Source organism: Cellulomonas jepli (genome assembly GCF_047229345.1).
Taxonomy (GTDB): domain Bacteria; phylum Actinomycetota; class Actinomycetes; order Actinomycetales; family Cellulomonadaceae; genus Cellulomonas_A.
The window spans coordinates 1-3,039 of the sequence record NZ_JBFTER010000188.1 but is presented as its reverse complement, the minus strand read 5'-3'; the positions used below and the strand labels follow the sequence as shown (position 1 = coordinate 3,039).

The 3,039-nt window shown below is 75.3% G+C and carries 2 protein-coding genes and 1 pseudogene; all 3 read right to left on the bottom strand.

From position 1 onward, the window contains the following. Positions 1-717 precede the first annotated feature (717 nt). Positions 718-1,662 (bottom strand): tetratricopeptide repeat protein, encoded by a 945-nt coding sequence (locus tag AB6N24_RS22945; RefSeq protein WP_412871670.1) that lies wholly within the window; start codon positions 1,660-1,662, stop codon positions 718-720. A gap of 28 nt (positions 1,663-1,690) precedes the next feature. After that, on the bottom strand, positions 1,691-2,689 hold the full coding sequence (locus tag AB6N24_RS22940; RefSeq protein ID WP_412871669.1) for a DUF8094 domain-containing protein: 999 nt from the start codon (positions 2,687-2,689) through the stop codon (positions 1,691-1,693). Continuing rightward, positions 2,686-3,039 (bottom strand): annotated as a pseudogene (locus AB6N24_RS22935) (hypothetical protein); the annotation flags it as partial. The pseudogene AB6N24_RS22935 and the gene AB6N24_RS22940, both read right to left, overlap by 4 nt.

The window sequence follows — 3,039 nt, the reverse complement described above, 5'->3', positions numbered from 1 at the left end:
GCACACTGTTGAGTTCTCAAGGAGCAGACGCTCATCCATCCAGGCCCTTCGACCCATCCGGAGGCAACTTCTCAATCTTACGTGCTTCCCTCGTCTCCGTCAACCCGCTCTTTCGAGCCGATCGTGGGTGCGAGATCCGCTCCGAGCGCGCCAGGTGAGGCGGAAGACCGCCTCGGACGAGCTCGGGGTGTGGCTGCCTCGGTGGGACCGACCACCAGGAGCGTTCCTGGTGTCCGTTCCTCCCTGCCGGGCGGCCTGACTGCTGAACCTTACCGGAGCTTCTCGCTCTCCGTGACCACCCGCTCGGGGTGATCCGGGCCGGCCCGCTGGGCCGATCCGAGGAGAGAGACTAGCTCATCCCGAACGCGTCTCGACCGGCGCCAGAAGCGCCTCGGTAACTGCTCGGGGGTGGCCGCCTCGGTGGGACCAGCCACCAGGATGACTCGCTGGTGTCCGTTCCTCCCTGCCGGGCGACATCGAGAAACTTACGCAGCGGCCCGGGTGACGGTCAAGTCGCTCGGAGGTGACGGCCGTCACTTGAGCCCCGAGGGCGCTCGGCCGCCGGCCCGCTTGGCGCCGACCAGGCGCCCGGCACGACGACGCCCGGCCCACCGTCGTGGTGGACCGGGCGCGGTCGTCGATGCTGGTGCGGCGCAGGGGCGCTCCCCCACGGCCGGATCGGGGGCCGGTCGAGGGCCGCCCGGGTCAGTGTTCGGGTCAGTACAGGGCGTTCGCCAGCGCGCGGCGCGCGGCACCCACCCGCGGGTCCTCGCTGCCGACCACCTCGAACAGCTCGACGAGGTGCAGCCGTACGCGCTCCCGCTCCGGTCCCGCCGTGACGCGGACCAGGTCGACGAGCCGCGCGAACGCGTCGTCGATCTTCCCGCCGAGGACGTCGAGGTCCGCGACGAGCAGCTGCGCCGGGACGTCCCGCGGGTCGTCCGCCGCGGCGCGCCGGGCGGCGTTGAGGTCCGCGTCCCGGGTCCGGGACAGGAGGCCGACCTGCGCGAGGCCGGCACGAGCCATCGCGTCGCGCGGGTTCTCCCGGAGCGCCTGGGAGTACGCCTCCTGCGCGGCGGGGAGGTCGTCGCGCTCGATCGCGTCGTACGCCGCCTGGTGCAGCGGGGGGAGCGGGGGCTCCTCGGGCTCGTCCGTCGGGGCGGCGCTCCCGCCCGGCACGGTGCCGGTCACGCCGTTGGCCGCGGCGGCCGCGACGACCTGGTCGATCACCCCGCGGACCTGCTCGATCGGGTAGGCGCCCTGGAACAGCGGGAGCGGCTGGCCGGCGACGACGGCGACCGCGACCGGGAGCGACTGCGGCGACTGGACGCCGAAGGCCTGCGCGATCTGCGGGTTGGCCTCGCCGTCGATGCGGGCGAGCAGGAAGCGGCCCGCGTACTCGTCGGCGAGCGTGCCGAGGTCGGCGGCGAGCCCGGTGCTGACCTGGCTCCAGGGCGCCCAGAGCAGGACGACGACCGGGTAGGTCGTCGAGTCCTGCACGAGCTGGCCGAACGACGCCTCGTCGACGTCCACCACGAAGCCACCAGCGGCCGGCGGACCGCCCGGCGCGCCGGGCGGCGGCGCGCTCGGGCGCGCGAGCGACGACAGGTCGATCGCCCCGCGCACGTCGAGTCGAGGCTGGGGGGCGGACGGCTGGCTCATCGTGAGGCTCTCCTGGTCGGCTGGCCGGCTACTGACCGGCGACGGACGTACGGGCGTGCTCCCCCGCGAGCAGCTGGACCTGCTTCGTCTCGGAGTCCGCCGGGGGGACGTAGAAGACGAGCACGTCCGCCCAGGTGCTCACGAGGCTGCTCGTGACACGGGGCTTGCCGGCGAGCGCCGCGGTCGTGGGGTCGAGGTCGATCCCCGGCTCGGCGATCGCCAACGTCGTCGTGGTGTCGATCGCCCCGACGACGAGGGCGCCGCCGTCCGCCGTCGCGAGCGCCACCGGCTCCTCGGCCCGCGGGACGTACGTCTCGGCGACCGTCCCCACCGGGGCGACCGCGGCCTGCATGTTGGCGCGCGCGGCCTCGATGGTCTGCCGGAAGAAGTCCTGGGGGTACGTCGCCGCGTTCCCGGACGCGTCCCCGTTGGCGAGCACGTCGGCGTACTGCGGCAGCACGGACGCGGGCGGCACGAGCAGCGCGGTCGAGTCCGGTGCGACCGTCGCGCTGCCGAGCGTCGGGTCGGCCGTCGCGGGCATCTGGACCCCGGGACCGAGCCGCGCCCAGCCCCACAGCTTGTACGGCTCGCGCGGGGCCTCCTGCCGCAGCACCAGGATGCGCGGCGCCTCGAGCGTGTCCGGCTGCTCCGTCACGACGAGCTGCGTCCGCGGCCACTCGGTCGTGTTCGGGACGACGGTCGCCTGCGCGTCCGTCGGGAGCGCGGTCGGCAGCCGGGTCCCCCCGGTCGCGGTCGCCCGGGCGTACTCGAGGCGGCGCACGTCGAGCGCCGGCCCCATGAGCCGCGCGGGCAGTCCCGTCGCGTCGAAGGCGGCGTCGCCGGCCGCGAGCACCGCACCGACGTCGTCCAGGACGTTCGTCGACTGCGCGACCGTGAGCGCCGGGGGCGGCACGGCCGGGACCGCCTCGGGCTGCGGCTCGGGCGGAGGCGTGGCGCACGCGCCGAGCGTGAGCACCAGCCCGAGGGCGACCGCGGCGGGGAGGCGACGGCGTGCACGTGCGTTCATCGCTGTCCCTCCCGGTTCGTCGTCCCGTCGTCCTGCTCGTCGTCCGTGGGCTCGGGGAAGCCCCAGGCCCGCCGCCACGCGTCGGCCCGCGCGGCGGGCACCTCGCTCGGTGCGGCGTGGCTCCCGTGGTGCGGCGCACCGGCGCCCGGCGCCGGAACGTGCTCGCCTCGGCCACCCGTGCTCCGTGGGGCCGCCCCGCCGGAGCGCGGGCCTGTGCCGGCCGTCGACGGCTGGGCGGCGGCCTGGCCCGGACCACGCGTCGGCACGGGCACTTCACGGACGACGGGAACCCGACCGAACTCCTCGACCACGACGGCGCGCATGGGGTCCATCGTCGCGGACGCCCGATC